13 protein-coding genes are annotated in these 14645 nt (G+C 61.2%); 7 read left to right on the plus strand and 6 right to left on the minus strand.

Translation table 11 applies throughout. The features are described 5' to 3' along the window. Nucleotides 1-47 precede the first annotated feature (47 nt). Both ACS4NR_RS10430 and ACS4NR_RS10435 read right to left on the minus strand, forming a co-directional pair. Entirely contained in the window at nt 48-416 is a 369-nt protein-coding gene (locus tag ACS4NR_RS10430) for a DUF427 domain-containing protein (protein ID WP_041073381.1), read from the minus strand. A gap of 281 nt (nt 417-697) precedes the next feature. Next, complete coding sequence (locus ACS4NR_RS10435) at nt 698-2104, minus strand: serralysin family metalloprotease (RefSeq protein ID WP_456020014.1); 1407 nt, start codon at nt 2102-2104, stop codon at nt 698-700. A gap of 277 nt (nt 2105-2381) precedes the next feature. Between ACS4NR_RS10435 and ACS4NR_RS10440 the strand changes: the two genes are divergently transcribed. From ACS4NR_RS10440 to ACS4NR_RS10450, 3 genes are all read left to right on the plus strand, one after another. Continuing rightward, on the plus strand, nt 2382-4313 hold the full coding sequence (locus tag ACS4NR_RS10440; protein ID WP_456020015.1) for a DNA topoisomerase III: 1932 nt from the start codon (nt 2382-2384) through the stop codon (nt 4311-4313). Nucleotides 4314-4486: 173 nt separating this feature from the next. Then, a complete protein-coding gene (locus tag ACS4NR_RS10445) occupies nt 4487-4990 on the plus strand; it encodes a GNAT family N-acetyltransferase (protein ID WP_456020016.1) in 504 nt (167 codons plus the stop codon). A gap of 511 nt (nt 4991-5501) precedes the next feature. Then, entirely contained in the window at nt 5502-5831 is a 330-nt protein-coding gene (locus ACS4NR_RS10450; RefSeq protein WP_456020017.1) for a hypothetical protein, read from the plus strand. 185 nt (nt 5832-6016) lie between these two features. Here ACS4NR_RS10450 and cynR read toward each other — a convergent pair whose 3' ends face one another. Beyond that, complete coding sequence (gene cynR, locus ACS4NR_RS10455) at nt 6017-6895, minus strand: transcriptional regulator CynR (protein WP_456020019.1); 879 nt, start codon at nt 6893-6895, stop codon at nt 6017-6019. A 120-nt stretch (nt 6896-7015) separates the two neighbouring features. Here cynR and cynS point away from each other — a divergent pair, with 120 nt between their 5' ends. From cynS to ACS4NR_RS10470, 3 genes are all read left to right on the plus strand, one after another. Further along, nucleotides 7016-7483 carry a cyanase gene (cynS, locus tag ACS4NR_RS10460; protein WP_047597616.1) on the plus strand — a complete coding sequence of 156 codons (468 nt, stop codon included), beginning with the start codon at nt 7016-7018 and terminating at the stop codon, nt 7481-7483. 82 nt (nt 7484-7565) lie between these two features. Continuing rightward, a complete protein-coding gene (locus ACS4NR_RS10465) occupies nt 7566-7802 on the plus strand; it encodes a DUF2790 domain-containing protein (RefSeq protein ID WP_253151808.1) in 237 nt (78 codons plus the stop codon). 12 nt (nt 7803-7814) lie between these two features. Further along, nucleotides 7815-8474, plus strand: coding sequence for a carbonic anhydrase (locus ACS4NR_RS10470; protein ID WP_456020020.1), 660 nt, complete (start codon nt 7815-7817; stop codon nt 8472-8474). 128 nt (nt 8475-8602) lie between these two features. On the opposite strand, the gene ACS4NR_RS10475 is transcribed toward ACS4NR_RS10470, so the two are convergent. The 3 genes from ACS4NR_RS10475 to ACS4NR_RS10485 form a co-directional block, all read right to left on the minus strand. After that, complete coding sequence (locus ACS4NR_RS10475) at nt 8603-10105, minus strand: aldehyde dehydrogenase family protein (protein ID WP_456020022.1); 1503 nt, start codon at nt 10103-10105, stop codon at nt 8603-8605. A 179-nt stretch (nt 10106-10284) separates the two neighbouring features. Continuing rightward, entirely contained in the window at nt 10285-11193 is a 909-nt protein-coding gene (glsB, locus tag ACS4NR_RS10480) for a glutaminase B (RefSeq protein WP_027611723.1), read from the minus strand. Between the two features lie 917 nt (nt 11194-12110). Continuing rightward, complete coding sequence (locus ACS4NR_RS10485; protein ID WP_456020024.1) at nt 12111-13727, minus strand: L,D-transpeptidase family protein; 1617 nt, start codon at nt 13725-13727, stop codon at nt 12111-12113. A gap of 149 nt (nt 13728-13876) precedes the next feature. Here ACS4NR_RS10485 and ACS4NR_RS10490 point away from each other — a divergent pair, with 149 nt between their 5' ends. Next, nucleotides 13877-14590 carry a murein L,D-transpeptidase catalytic domain family protein gene (locus tag ACS4NR_RS10490; RefSeq protein WP_095136538.1) on the plus strand — a complete coding sequence of 238 codons (714 nt, stop codon included), beginning with the start codon at nt 13877-13879 and terminating at the stop codon, nt 14588-14590. The last annotated feature ends 55 nt before the right edge of the window (nt 14591-14645 follow it).

A 14645-nucleotide genomic window follows, 5' to 3' on the forward strand; every position in this document is an offset into this window, starting at 1 on the left:
ATCGGGGATGAATCCCCTCGCCACAATTGAATCTCCTCAGCCAAGAATCAGGCATCAGCCTTGATCACCTCAAACTTCACCTGATCCGGATAAAACGCCACGTAGTCACGAATCGGCGCGACCGAGACTTTCGGATTTTCGTACGTCCACACCGCATTCGCCGCCTCGTGCCCCGGTATTTGCAGGCTGAAGTAATTCGCATCGCCCTTGTACGGGCAATAACTGGTGTGGTCGGTGCGGGCGAAGTATTTCTCGTCGATGTCCTCGCGGGGCACGTAGTACACCGGCGGGTAGTTGGCCTCATGGAGCACCAGCACATGCGAGGACGCCGCGACCTGGATGCCGTGGAATTTCACCAGCAGGCAACCGGGGAGTTCTTCGAGGGTGATGACGGGGTTGAGGCCGGTGGTGCTCATGGGGGTTTCTCCTGAATACGGCGCAGAGACCGGTTCAGGTATAGCCCATCTGTTGAGCAGGCGATGATTTTGCAGCCGAACGGCCAAGGCCCCTCACCCCAGCCCTCTCCCGGAGGGAGAAGGAGCCTGCCGAGGTGTCTTTCGTTCTACACCGACCTGAAAGTGCTTCATCGATTATGGATTCAGCGAAGTGCTATCAGGTCGATGCATGTTTTCAGCATCCCCCGATCGGTCCCCTCTCCCACCGGGAGAGGGTTAGGGTGAGGGCTACTCTTCTGGCATCAAACCACGATATCAGTCGCCACCGCCTGCCCCACCACACCCACGGCAAAGTCAACCTGCCCCTGCCCGGTCAGATCGACCAGCAGCCCGGTCTGACCGTTCTGCGCGTAGTAAGTCAGGATCGCATCGCCCGCATGGCCGGTGAAACTGCTGACGAAGTTCAGCGTGGCCGCACCCGTGGCGAAACCGGCGATGCCCGAGAGGTCGATCTTGTCCAGGCCGCTTTTGAAATCCATGATCCAGTCCGGCTGGTTGTCGGTCGAGTCGCTGGCAGCGCCGAAGACGAAGGTGTCTGCGCCCTCACCGCCCCACAGCACATCCGCGCCGCCACCGCCGTAAAGGATGTCGTTGCCGGCTCCGCCGAACAGATGGTTGACTGCCGAGTTGCCGATCAGCAGGTCATTGCCTGAACCACCAACCGCGTTCTCCACGGTCACGCCATAGGCAATCGACACGTTGCCGACCAGACCGCCAACGTCGGAGAACGAACCTTCATTGAGGTTGATCTTCTGGTTCTGGGTGAAGCCGGAGAAGTTCAGCGTATCGTTACCGCCACCGTCCCATACCGAGAACACCACTTTCGACGCCGCCGATGTAGCGCTGTAGAAATCGCGGCCGGCGTTGGAGCCGAAACCGTAGGTGGTGTCATCGGCGCGGGTTGCATAGTTGGCGCCGTAGAGTTTCTGCACCGCGACGATATCGTCCAGCAACGGTGCCGAGGCGTAAGCGCCGCTGCCGTCCTTGCTGAAGTTCTGGTCGGTGTTGGCTTCGCTCCAGTAGCTCATCAGGCTGTAACCACGGGTGTCTTCGGCGTACTTGGCGTCGTTGTAGGTCGGGCTGCCGTTGCCGGCGTTGTAGGCGCCCGGGTGCGACAGGCCGAGGGTGTGGCCGATTTCGTGGGTCAGGGTCTGACGCCCGTAGTTGTTGGTGTCCGGGGTCTTGTTGACCTGATATTGATTGTTGATCAGGTACCACGACTGGCCGTCATAGCTGCCGCCGCTCGGCAGGTAGGCGAACGCCGCGCCGCCGGTGCTGACGTCGTAGTTGCCGAAGGTCATGTGGCCGTCGCCGCCATTGCCCTCGGTGAAGGTCACCTTGGCCACGTCGGCCCAGGATTGCATGGCCAGCACGGCTTGAGCCTTCTGCTGCGCGCTGAACTGGCTGAAGTTGCCGAGGTTCGGGTTGTAGTTCGCCGGTTTCTCGGTGAGGAAGGTGTAGGTCAGGGAAATTTTGCCGTCGCCGTTCTTGTCGTGCCACGACAGGTTTTTGCGCAGGATTTCGTCGGCTGCCTGATCAGCGGTGAACGACGGTTTGCCGTTGACCAGGCCGACGCCACGGTCGTACAAGTGGCTGAAGGCGTTCACTTCGTCATAGGCGCTGCTGGATTTTGCTTTGGCTTGAGCCATGGTGGGACTTCCTTGTTTCAGAGTTGGCAGTACGCGTCGAGCACGGCAATCCACGGCGAGATCGTCCGCTCACTCGCGTTTCTAAGAAGCCCGGTGAACCTGACACGGGCGTCAACTGCCCTGCCAATCGATTTCTCGATAGCCGCGCGCGACGTCCCGGTAATACCGGTCATCTCCGGCAATGTTTTGATCTGTATATCCATACAGATAAAAGTTGCCCCGGGCGCCAACTGCGGCCATTCTGTGCACCTCCAGGAACTGAACGACGACGGTGGTTATGCGGCTGTACCTCTGTGAAAAACCTTCCCAGGCCAAAGACATTGCGGCCGTGCTCGGCGCAAAGCGTCGGGGCGACGGCTGCTGGCTGGGAACGGACGTCACAGTGACCTGGTGCATCGGCCACCTGCTGGAAACCGCGCCGCCGGATGCCTACGACGCGCGCTACAAGCGCTGGGTGCTGGCGGATCTGCCGATCATTCCCGACAAATGGAAAATGACCGTCAAGCCGCGCACCGCCAGCCAGTACAAGGCGGTCAAGCGCCTGCTCGGCGAGGCCAGCGAACTGATCATCGCCACCGACGCCGACCGTGAGGGCGAAATGATCGCCCGGGAACTGGTCGAGCACTGCCGCTATCGCGGGCCGATCCGTCGCTTGTGGCTGTCGGCGCTGGACGAAGCGTCGATCCGCAAGGCTCTGGCCGCGATGAAGCCGGGGGCGGAAACATTCAGCCTGTATCACTCGGCGCTGGGGCGCTCGCGGGCGGACTGGCTGATCGGCATGAACATGAGTCGCCTGTTTACGCTATTGGGCCGGCAGTCCGGTTATCAGGGCGTCCTGCCGGTTGGCCGGGTGCAGACGCCGACACTGCGGCTGGTGGTGGATCGCGACCGCAGCATCGCCGATTTCGTGCCGGTGCCGTACTGGGCGATCGATGTGCAACTGCTGCACGACGGCACGCCGTTCACCGCGCAATGGCGTGCGCCCTCCGACGTTTGCGACGATCAGGATCGCTGCCTGAATCAGGCGCTGGCCCAACAAGCGGCGACTGCAATCAGCAATGCCGCCAGTGCGCGTGTGGTGAAGCTGCGCACCGAACGCATGCGTGAAGTGGCGCCGCTGCCGTTCGACCTCGGCACCCTGCAGGAAGTCTGTTCGAAGAAACTCGGTCTCGGCGCCCAGGAAACCCTCGACATCGCCCAGGCCCTCTACGAAACCTACAAGGTCATCACCTACCCGCGCAGCGATTGCGGTTTCCTGCCGCTGAGCCAGCACAGCGAAGCCCCGGGAATACTCGCCGCACTGCGTCAGGCCGACCCCAGCCTTGACGCGCTGAACGGTCACCTCGACCCGCAGCGCCGCTCACGGGCGTGGAACGACGCCAAGGTCAGCGCCCACCACGGCATCATCCCCACGGCGGCAGCAAAAAATCTCGAGCGTCTGAGCGGCAAGCACCGGGCGGTCTACACCCTGATTCGCGCGCGCTATCTGGCGCAATTTCTGCCCAACCATGAATACGATCGCACCCAGGCCGATTTCGATTGCGCCGGCGAAGCGTTGCGCGCGGTCGGCAAGCAGATCATCGAGCCGGGCTGGAAACGCGCCTTGCCCGAAGCTCTGGCCCCGGCCAAGGGCCGCGAAGCGCCAGCTCCGCAAACCCTGCCGGTGCTGAGCCAGGGTATCGATTGCGCCGTGGCCGGCGTGAACCTCAAGGATCTATGGACCCAGCCGCCGAAGCCCTACACCGAGGGTGATCTGATCAAGGCGATGAAGAACGTCGCCAAACTGGTGGAAGATCCGCTGCTCAAACAGAAACTCAAGGACACCACCGGCATCGGCACCGAAGCCACTCGCGCCTCGATCATTCAGGGCCTGCTGGATCGTGGTTATCTGGTGAAGAACGGCAAGGCGCTGGCCGCGACTGCGGCGGCCTTCAGCCTGATCGACGCCGTACCCCGGGCGATTGCCGACCCCGGCACCACCGCCATCTGGGAACAGGCGCTGGACATGGTGCAGAGCGGCGAGATGAGCCTGGAAGAGTTCGTCACCAAACAGGCGGCGTGGATGAGCAAGCAGGTTACACGCTGTTCGGCGCTGAGCCTAACCATCAGCGGCCCGCCACCTGCCGGCAAGGCTGCGGCGCCGTGGAAGAAGAAACGCAAATCGACCCGAAGCAAAACTTCTGGCACCACACAACGCAAAACAAAATAGGCTTTTGTGGCGAGGGAGCTTGCTCCCGCTCGGCTGCGTAGCAGTCGCAAAACCTGCAACTTTGGTCTATCTGAAACATCGCGATTGCAGGTTTTAGGGCCGCTTCGCGCCCCAGCGGGAGCAAGCTCCCTCGCCACAGGGTTCTTAAGTCTCCCTTTTGGAGTTCATTGAACATGCCCACTATCGAACTGCGCCCCGCCCACCGCGACGAACTGCAAACCATCGAAAACCTCATGCAGTTCTACATGTACGACTTCAGCCAATGGCTACCACTGAAACTCGGCGAACATGGCTTCTTCAGCATTCAGCAGAAAGACGATTACTGGCGCAATCCCGCTACCCAACCGTTCCTGATCCGCGTCGACGGTGAACTGGCCGGCTTCGTGACCGTGGATGACGACACCCACACTGAAGGCGCGCAACACAACATCGGCTACTTCTTCCTCACTCGGCGCTTTCGTGGCAAAGGCGTCGCGCAGTTTGTCATCTCTGCCCTCTTGAGCCGTCTGCCCGGTCAATGGCAGATTTTCCACATCGACGCCAACCTGCCTGCGCAGCGCTTCTGGGCCAGGTTGATCCCCGAATTGGCTGGCGGCGCCTTCACCCGCCAGCAGCGCGCCGTGGACGGTTATCCCTGCACCTTCTACGTCCTGCGTGCCCCTGCATCCGTTGCCTGAACGGAACTTTTCTCATTCCAAAACAGCTTTGTCCGACAATATGTAGTGAACAAAAATAATCACTACAAAACCGTTGACGGCACCGTTTTGCTTTTGCATGATGAAGACGTTCCCCGATCGGGAACATCGGTAACACGCTTGAGCAAACTCGTCTGACCGCCGAGTTGTTTTTTCCGGATACACGCTGCCCACAAGGCAGATTGAAGAAGCTGACCTGGCCTGAACGTCCAGTACAAGGACGAGAAGCGCTGGCGAAAATTCTCAAGACGCTTGTGGTCGACCCTGAAAATGTCGTCAAGGAGCCTCCCGGTTTTCGCTGCTTCTCCTCGTTGTGACGCTATTGCGTAGCAGTTATTCAACACGACTACATGCAACAGACGCATGACCCCGTACTTCACACGGGCGACCGCTGACGTCCTGGTTTCGGTGCCAGGGATCAACTAACCGATGGGCTACCTGTATTAGCGAATCAACTTTGAAAGATCACCAGACTGGTCAAGGGGCAAACATCATGAATCTGAACAATCAACCTACTATCGAAGAACTGGCTCGTATGTTCGCTGCGCAAAAAGACAGCCACGACAGCCACATTCTCTGGATCAGCAAGTCGGGTCAGGTGCATATCGACTGCCTGTCGCCCCATGCTGGTGAAGAAGAATTCGATCGCAGCAACCAGAACCTGCTGGCCCGCCTGAAGATGTACCGCCGCGGCCACGGTTATGTCGGCAAGAAAGCTGCGGCCGATAAAGACTTCATCGGCAATGTGCTGCAGACGCTGAAACAGGCGTGGGATTCGATGCAGAACGAGAATGAAGTTCGGGTGATTGACCGGTTCTGCTGATTTACAACTTCAATAAATAAAAGGGCCTGCTTCCAACAGAAGCAGGCCCTTTTATATCCGCAATTCACCACACAATCCTGTGGGAGCGGGCTTGCTCGCGAATGGGCCGGGTCAGTCGACATCTATTCAACTGATAAACCGCTTTCGCGAGCAAGCCCGCTCCCACAGGGGGACTGCGTCGTTGATCAGATTTTTGTTTCCAGTACCAGATTCATGAACGCCACCGCCGCCGCACTGTGGTAATTATTGCGGCGCCGCAACAATGCCGCCCCACGCTGCGGGGCTTCGTTCTCGACCCGCAGTCGGCGCAACACCCGGTCTTCGCTGGCAATCGCTTCGGGCAACATCGTCGCCATCGGCGAATGGCGCACCACTTCCAGTAGCGTACTCACCGAGTTCACCTCGATCCGCACCTGTGGCGTGATTCCGTGCTGACGAAAGTATTCATCGATCGATAAGCGCGTGATGAAGTCCGGCGCCAGTAAGGCGAAATCCAGTTGGGCAAGATCGCTCGCCGTCAGCACCGCGCTGCTGTCGTACAGCGGATGCTCGCGCCCGACCATGATCCCCAGGGTTTCGGTAAACGCCGGGATGCACTCGAGGTCCGGGTGGCGCACCGGAGTAAAGGCAATCGCGATATCCAGCGAATCGTCCGCCAGCCCCGCCTCGATGTCGTCCATCGACAGCTCGAAAATCTGCAGATGGATCCCCGGGTAGCGCGCCGCAAAATCACGCACCAACGGCCCGACCAGATAGGCCATGAAGGTCGGCGTCATGGCCAGCCGCAGGCTGCCACGGGACAGATCCTTGACGTCATGCAACGCCCGCTTGCCCGCCTCCAGCTCCACCAGCACGCGCCGCGCGCATTCGATGTAGGCCTCGCCGGCATCAGTGGGTTTAACGGTGCGCGAGGTGCGGTCGAACAGGTTCACCCCAAGGGATTCTTCCAGTTGGCGGATCTGTTGCGACAGGGTCGGCTGTGACACGTGCAACGCCTCCGCCGCCCGGGTGAAGCCGCCGTGATCGGCCACGGCCAGCAGATATCGCAAATGTCGCAGCAACATGGGATTCACCATCTATAGGCAGGACTTATGCAAAGCATTGTATATCGGTCTTGGACGCTATTGATCAATCGGCAGAAGATGGCTCCCACACAGCAAGCCAACCTTGAAAGGAGTGACACCATGCAACAGTCCCACGCCTACAACGATGCCAGCCTGGCCCTGACCACGCGCATTCTCGACATCAAGGCCCGCAAGAATCTGTCATGGCAGGATCTTGCCGATGGCACCGGCCTGAGCCTGGCCTACGTCACCGCTGCCCTCCTCGGCCAGCACCCACTGCCACAAAACGCCGCGCAAGTGGTTGGCGACAAACTCGAACTGGACGCCGACGCCGTTGCCGCCCTGCAGATCATCCCGCTGCGCGGCAGTCTCAGCGGCGTGCCGACCGACCCGACCATCTACCGCTTCCACGAGATGATCCAGATCTACGGCACCACCCTCAAAGCCCTGGTTCACGAGCAGTTCGGCGACGGCATCATCAGCGCCATCAACTTCAAGCTCGACATCAAGAAAGTCGAAGACCCGGAAGGCGGCTCCCGCGCCGTGGTCACCCTCGACGGCAAGTTCCTGCCGCTGCGTCCGTTCTGATACACCCCGGCCCGCACCCCGCGTGCGGGCCCATCCAAACTGAATTGCCAAGTCGTCACCACATCTGCCTGGAGGCTGCCCCATGCACAAAATTCTGTTGACCCTGACCCTGCTCGCCGGCCTTGCCGCCCAGGCCCAGGCTGATGAAGAGGCCATTGCCTACCGCTACGGCATGACTCTGGATATTGCTGAAGTCGTGAGCATCACCCCGGTCGCCGACGTCTGCGGCGTTGTACCGGTCGAGATGACCTACCTCGACAGCCACGGCGCAAAACACATTCTTCAATACAGCGAATTCGGCACCGGCTGTTCGAACTGAGAGGACAACACCATGAAAAACCTGATCGAAGGCTTCCTGAAGTTCCAGAACGAGGCGTTCCCGCAACGCACCGAGCTGTTCAAGCACTTGGCGACCACTCAAACCCCGGGCACCTTGTTCATCACCTGTTCCGACAGCCGCGTCGTCCCGGAACTGCTGACTCAGCAAGAACCCGGCGAGCTGTTCGTGATTCGCAACGCCGGCAATATCGTGCCGTCGTACAGCCCGCATCCGGGCGGGGTGTCGGCAACGGTGGAATATGCGGTGGCGGTGCTGGGTGTGACTGACATCGTGATCTGCGGCCATTCGGATTGCGGCGCAATGACCGCGATTGCCCAGTGCAAATGCATGGATCACCTGCCTGCCGTCAGCGGCTGGCTGCAACATGCCGAGTCGGCAAAAGTGGTTAACGAAGCGCGGCAGCATGCCAATGACGCGGCGAAGTTGAGTTCGATGGTGCGGGAAAATGTGATCGCGCAACTGGCGAACATTCAGACCCACCCGAGCGTGCGCCTGGCCCAGGAGAAAGGCCTGCTGAACCTGCATGGCTGGGTGTATGACATCGAGACCGGCTCGATCAATGCGCTGGCGGCGGATCGCCGGACGTTTGTGCCGTTGGCTGAGCAGCCGGCGACTTGCGCCATTCAGGCAAACACCAGTGCAGCCGCCTGAAGGAGAACAGTGCAACCCTGTGGCGAGGGAGCTTGCTCCCGCTGGGGCGCGCAGCGGCCCTCGCTTATTTGGGTCTGCTGCGCAGACCAGCGGGAGCAAGCTCCCTCGCCACAGGTTTAGTGTTCAGATCAGCGTTTTACGCTGAGGTCGATCTGGGTCATGCGACTACGAACCGTGAACACGCCATCCCCCGAAAGAATCGCACTGCGCGCAAACAAGCGCCCGCTTTCCCAGTTCGAAAGCCCCAGTTCCGGCTTGTTCAGCGCGTACTGACCATCGACCCAACGGGTAATCCCGTTACCCACAAACGGCGCGTTCACCGCGTTGTAAAAACGCTCTTGCGCAGCGGCATCCTCGCTGATCAGCGACACCGTGAACTGTGGGCTGTAACGATTGAACAGCGCGATCGCCTGATCCAGATCGTCGACGATCATCAGGCTGACTTCCGGGGTTTCTTCCCATTCCCACTCGCGGCCCAGCTCGGATTCCGTCAGCGTTTCGGCCAGGGCTTCGGTCTGATAACCCTCGGCGCGATAGACCTCGACCGTCGCGTTCTGCCACTCGGCCGGCAGGTAACGTTCGCTGCCTGCGACGATGTGCAATTTGCAGCCCTGACCGCGTGCGGTACCGGCCTGCTGCAGCGCATCGAGAAACAGCGGCACCAGTTCGGTGGCACGCTCGCGTTGAATCAGGCAGACGTTCAGCGTGTTGCAGACTTTGCGATCCAGTGAGTTGCGCACCACGGCGGCGAAGCGCGTGGCGTCGGCGTCACGATCCGCAATCAGCCACGCGCCGCCAGTGCCGTGCAGGCTGACCGCCGTGCCCGCCTGCTGGGCGATGCTACCCAACTGGCTGACCGCACGCCCCGAACCCCGGGCCACCGCCAGCGACAAACGCCGGTCGGCGAACATCGCCCAACCGGCGGCGTGATTGACGCTTTCCACCAGCGACACCGCACCCGCCGGCAGACCGGCCTCGGCCAGCGCCGGGTTCAGGGCGTGAGTGACGATTGCTTGCGCGGTGCCCAATGCGTCGCTACCGATGCGCAGTACTGCGGTGTTGCCGGTGCGCAGTACGCCGGCGGCATCGGCAAACACGTTCGGCCGTCCTTCGAACACGAAAGCCACAATGCCCAGCGGCGACACCACTTGCTCGACCTTCCAGCCATCGTGTTCGACGCTGCTGATGACCTTGCCGCGCGTGGCTGGCGCATCCCGCCAGGCGCGCAGACCGGCGATCATGTCGCGGCGCATGCGTTCGTCGGCGAGCAGTCGAGTGGTCGAGCGACCACGGGCCTTGGCGCGTTCGATGTCGGCCAGGTTCGCCGCTTCGATCAGAGTCCAGCATTCCGCGGTTTCGAGGCGTTGCGCGAACAGATCGAAGAAGTGGCTGATGGCTTCGTCGCTCACCGCAGACAATGCGCTGAACGCGGTTTCTGCCCGTTCGATCGCCACCGCAGCCGCTTGTTGATCGGCCACCGGAATCAGCAACAGCTCGCCACTCACCTGCTCGACCAGCAGGTGGTCACCGGGCTGAAACCGCGCCGCCAGTTCGGGGCTGACCACGGTCACGCGGTTACCAGCGAAAGGGATCGGCGTGCCAGCGACTAGACGTTCGAGCGCAAGAGACATGAAGCGGATTCACCATATGAGGGGCGGCCGGAAAATGTATAGGAACAGCGCTCTCCCAGGCAACACAAAACCCTTGTAGGAGTGAGCCTGCTCGCGATAGCGGAGTGTCAGACGCAGTCATATTGAATGACACACCGCTATCGCGAGCAGGCTCACTCCTACAGTTACTGCGGTGCTTTTTAGAACACCGACCAGCCAATCCGCGAACTGAGCATCTCCAGCGCCGCCATTCCCGCCAGCGAGTTGCCGGCAGCGTTGAGTTCCGGCGACCACACGCACACGCTGAACTGCCCCGGCACCACCGCGACAATCCCGCCACCGACTCCGCTCTTGCCCGGCAGACCGACACGATAGGCAAAGTTGCCGGCCTCGTCGTACAGACCGCTGGTGGCCATGATCGAGTTGACCTGCTGGGTCTGGCGTCGCGTCAGGATCTGTTCGCCGCTGTGTTTGCAGAAACCATCGTTGGCAAGAAAGCAGAACGCGCGGGCCAGATCGATGCAGTTCATGCGCAACGCGCAGTGGCTGAAGTAGCTGCGCAGTACCGCTTCCACGTCGTTGTGGAAGTTGCCGAACGATTGCATCAGGTACGCCATGGCCGCGTTGCGGGCGCGATGCTGGTATTCGGATTCGGCGACCTTGCCGTCGACGATCACCTGCGGATTGCCCGACAGACGCCGCACGAAGTCACGCATCGACAGGGCCGGCGCGGCGAAGCGTGACTGGTTGATGTCGCAGATCACCAGCGCCCCGGCATTGATGAACGGATTGCGCGGACGCCCGCGTTCGAACTCCAATTGCACCAGCGAGTTGAACGGCTGGCCGGACGGCTCGTGACCCAGGCGCTCCCAGATCGCCTCGCCGGAATGCTCGATGGCCTGCACCAGGCTGAACACCTTGGAAATACTCTGCACCGAGAACGGCGTCTCGGCGTCGCCGGCGCAATACATTTCGCCGTCGTTGCCATACACGGCGATGCCCAGCTGATTGGCCGGCACGGTGCCGAGGGCGGGAATGTAGTCAGCCACTTTGCCCTGCCCGATCAGGGGCCGGACAGCGTCAAGAATCTCGTTCAACAGCGCTTGCATGCCGGGTTCCGAAGTCTCGCCCCATGGGATTGCGGGGACACTGGGGCTAGACGCCGCGCAACTGCCACGAATCACACTAGCTATCCCAGGGGGCTGTGGTGGATGAAGAATTCAGGGCTGGCCACGATCAAGGGTGGGAGTGAGCTTGCTCACGAAGTGGTCGGCACAGTCAGCATTGATGTTGGCTGACCTGACGCTTTCGCGAGCAGGCTCACTCCTACAGGGGGCTGTGGTAGATAAAAGATTCAGGGCTGGCCACGATCAAGGGTGGGAGTGAGCTTGCTCACGAAGGGGTCGGCACAGTCAGCATTGATGTTGGCTGACCTGACGCTTTCGCGAGCAGGCTCGCTCCCACTGGGGGCTGTGGTGGATGAAGGATTCAGGGCTGGCCACGATCAAGGGTAGGAGTGGGCTTGCTCACGAAGGGGTCGGCACAGTCAGCATTGATGTTGGCTGACCTGACGCTTTCGCGAGCAAGCCCGCTCCCACAGGGGGCTGTGGTGGATGAAGGATTCAGGGCTGGCCACGATCAAGGGTGGGAGTGAGCTTGCTCACGAAGGGGTCGGCACAGTCAGCATTGATGTTGGCTGACCTGACGCTTTCGCGAGCAAGCCCGCTCCCACTGGGGGCTGTGGTGGATGAAGGATTCAGGGCTGGCCACGATCAAGGGTGGGAGTGGGCTTGCTCACGAAGGGGTCGGCACAGTCAGCATTGATGTTGGCTGACCTGACGCTTTCGCGAGCAAGCCCGCTCCCACTGGGGGGACTGTGGTGGATGAAGGATTGGGGGCCTGCCGCGATCAGGGGTGGGAGTGGGCTTGCTCACGAAGGGGTCGGTACAGTCAGCATTGAGGTTGACTGAACTGACGCTTTCGCGAGCAAGCCCGCTCCCACAGGGGGCTGCTGCAAATCCGGGATTCAGTGTGCCCCGTCGAGGCCGGCGAGCAGCGCGCTGTCGCGGCTGTAGATATCCGGCGCATAACGCACCTGCCCATCCTTGCCGACCTGCGCTGTCCAGTAGGTCATCAGGATCGGCACCGGTGCCGACAGGCGGAATTCGTGGGTGCTGCCGGTGGCGAGCAAGGTGTCGGTGCGGGTGCGTTCCGCCGGGGTCAGCAACAGATCGCGCAGTTGCATCGGGTGCTCGACCCGCACACAACCGGAGCTGAAGGCGCGCGGGCCTTTGTCGAACAGGGCCTTGCTCGGCGTATCGTGCAGGTACACGGCGAACGGGTTGGGGAAGCGGATCACCAGTTGCCCCAGCGGGTTACGCGGCCCCGCTTCCTGGCGCAGCATGATGTTGCCGGGGTTGTCCCAGTCGATGTCCGCCGCGGCCAATGGCTGGCCATGGGCGTCGAGCACTTGCAGGTTCTGCCGGCTGAGGAAGGTCTGATCCTTGCGGATCGCCGGCAGCTTGTCTTCTTTCCAGATGGTCGGCGGCACGGTCCAGGTCGGATTCAGGGTCAGACGCGTAACCCGGGATTTCAGCAGCGGGGTCTGCCGCTCGGCGCGACCAACCTGAGTACGGGTCTGCCAGACCGGCACGCCGCCCTGGTACAGGGTCAGTTCGGCGGCGGCGACGTTGACCAGCAAACCGTCGGGTTCCATGTCCTGGGCCAGCCAGCGGAAGCGCTCAAGGTTGACCCGCAACTGCTCGCGGCGGGTCAGCGGGCTGATGTTGAGCTCGGCAATCGTCCCCGGCCCGACCACCCCGTCGGCCTGCAACGAATGGTTGGTCTGAAAGCTTTTCACCGCGTCCACCAGCACCCCCTCATAGGCATTGCCGGGCGTACCAATGGCGTCAGTCAGATAGCCTTCGTTGTACAGGCGCTGGGCCAGTTCCGGCACGCGCTTGTCTTCCATCGTCGGGCGCAGCAACGGGCCGTTGCCCACCGACTGCCAGTGCGGCAAGGCTTGCAATCGTTGGCTGGCGTAGAGGTGGCGCAGGCTCTGGTATTGCGCCAGACGTGGCCGCGCCAGATCGAACGCGGTCTTGATATCGTGCAGACCGGGCACAGCGATCGCCAGCAATTCCGCCTGACGATCACGCGGGGTGTCATCGGAATGCCACAGCGGCTCGAAATGCGACTGCAACAGACGCCCGTAATGCAAGTCCTGCAGGGCTTGCAGGTAATAGCGACTGATATCGATATCGGCGCACAGCTCGCCGTCCTGCGGCGGATTGACCGCTACCGGGTAGCGCTTGGGATTGAGGCCATCGTCGGCCAACAGCTGCAATTGCCCTTGCAATGCTGGCAATCGCCCGGACTCACTGGCCCACACGGGCAGCCAGTCCTGCTGCTGATAAAACGCTTGCAACTGCGCCAGCGCCGGACCACTCAAGTGCCCAGCAATCGCCGGACACGCCTGAGGCAAACCGATCAATACCGCCTGCAGCGGACTTTGCGGCTCGACCGGCATTTGCGCCGGCGGCGTCGGCAAGGTCTGCAACGGCGGCAATGGTTCATCGGCGCAAGCGACAAACGGCGCAGCGAGCAAACAAATGCTCAAGTAGCATGCGTACTTTTTGAACAACTGCTTTACTCCAATCCATGGCCGTCTGAATGACGGTCAACCTTACAACAGGTGCGCTGAACAGTCAGGCCCGAATCTGGGGTCTGAGGGTATGACTGGAAGTCAGGAGCCAAAGTGCCAAATAAGTAGCAAGTGAGGACACTTTATAAATGTTGACGTTTTTGCGCCGACTTCTGCTGACCACCGCGACCCTCGTCGTCGTGAGCAGCCCAGCTTTCGCCGCCGGCAAACCATCGCCGGTGCTCTTCACCAGCCTCGCGCACGCCGCGCCGGAACTCAATCCCCAGGCGCTAAAAGGTGCCTTGAGCGCCATGCAATGTGCGGTCAACAATGGCGCCAAACCGTCGCGGCACCTGGCGATCATCGATTATTCGCAACCCTCCACCGCCCGCCGGCTGTGGATCTTCGACTTGAGCAGACAGAAACTGGTGCTGCGCGACCTGGTCGCCCACGGCTCCAATTCCGGGGAAAATTTCGCCACCCAGTTCTCCAACCGCGAAGGCAGTTACCAGTCCAGCCTCGGTCTGTTCCGCACCCAGGAAAGTTACAAGGGCACTCACGGATATTCGCTGCGCATGGACGGTCTGGAGCCGGGCTTCAATGACCTGGCCCGCGACCGGGCGATCGTGATTCACGCCGCCGATTACGTGAATCCGCTGTGGAGCAAGCGTCAGGGCCGCATCGGGCGCAGCCAGGGTTGCCCGGCAGTCCGCCCGCAAGTGGCCAAGCAGGTGATCGACAAGCTAAAGGACGGCCAGTTCATGTTCTCCTGGTACCCGGACCAGCGCTGGCTGAAATCCTCGCCGTACCTCAACTGTCAGCCACAGCAAGTGGCGAGCATCTTGAATACTCACGCCAGCTAGGATCCTGTAGGAGCTGCGGCACGCTGCGATCTTTTGATGTTGCCTTTAAAAGATC

This window comes from Pseudomonas sp. JQ36 (genome assembly GCF_053851495.1).